This window comes from Catenulispora yoronensis (assembly GCF_039531695.1).
GTDB lineage: Bacteria > Actinomycetota > Actinomycetes > Streptomycetales > Catenulisporaceae > Catenulispora > Catenulispora yoronensis.
This window is the reverse complement of record NZ_BAAAQN010000190.1, coordinates 1-624: the sequence shown is the minus strand read 5'-3', so window position 1 is coordinate 624 and position 624 is coordinate 1. Positions and strand designations below refer to the sequence as shown.

Below are 624 nucleotides of genomic sequence, written 5' to 3'. Positions count from 1 at the left end.
ATCTGCTTCATTCCGAGTGGCGACACGCGAGCCTTCCTCGGCGCGCGGATCGGCGTGCGGCCCGGGGCCGTTGTCGACTCGGCGACGGGCGAGAGGCTGGCCGAGCACGACGGCGTCCACGGATTCACCATCGGTCAGCGCAAGGGCCTCGGGATCGAGGCGCCCGCCGCCGACGGCCGTCCGCGCTACGTGACGGGGATCGATCCGGAGAGCGGGACGGTGACGGTGCGGCCTAAATCATCGGCGAAAGTTTGAGTTTGTGGGGCGGCGGCGCTGACGGCCCCCGTCAGCAACAGCAGCAATGAGACGAACCAACGCATACGACCTTCCTGGTTAAAGGGCATCACGGCGACGCCAGAGCAAGACAACGAAGAACGGGCAGCCCACCAGGGCAATGACAATCCCCGCCGGGATCTGCAGCGGGGCAAACGCCAGCCGGCCAAGGGTATCGGTCGCCAGCACCAGCAAGGCGCCAATCAGCGCGCTGCCGCACAGCAGCGATACCTGGCCGCCGCGCAGCACGAAACGCGCCATATGCGGCGCCATCAGGCCCACAAAGCCCAGGCTGCCGACGCAGGAGACGCTGGCCGAGGTCAGCAGCACCGGCGCAAAAAAGCGCAGCAC

At 67.6% G+C, this 624-nt stretch carries 2 protein-coding genes and 1 pseudogene; 1 reads left to right on the top strand and 2 read right to left on the bottom strand.

All coding sequences use genetic code 11. The annotated features are described in order from the left end of the window. Positions 1 to 255, top strand: a 255-nt coding sequence (locus ABD481_RS46740; RefSeq protein WP_344672352.1) for a tRNA methyl transferase PRC-barrel domain-containing protein, incomplete at its 5' end; no start/stop codon positions are given. Here the strand turns inward: ABD481_RS46740 and ABD481_RS46735 are convergent. Together ABD481_RS46735 and ABD481_RS46730 are read right to left on the bottom strand one after the other, a co-directional pair. After that, positions 210 to 368 (bottom strand): annotated as a pseudogene (locus ABD481_RS46735) (iron-siderophore ABC transporter substrate-binding protein); the annotation flags it as partial. The gene ABD481_RS46740 and the pseudogene ABD481_RS46735 sit on opposite strands and share 46 nt — an antisense overlap. Beyond that, a partial coding sequence (locus tag ABD481_RS46730; RefSeq protein WP_227516231.1) for an iron chelate uptake ABC transporter family permease subunit occupies positions 334 to 624 on the bottom strand: 291 nt, incomplete at its 5' end. The pseudogene ABD481_RS46735 and the gene ABD481_RS46730, both read right to left, overlap by 35 nt.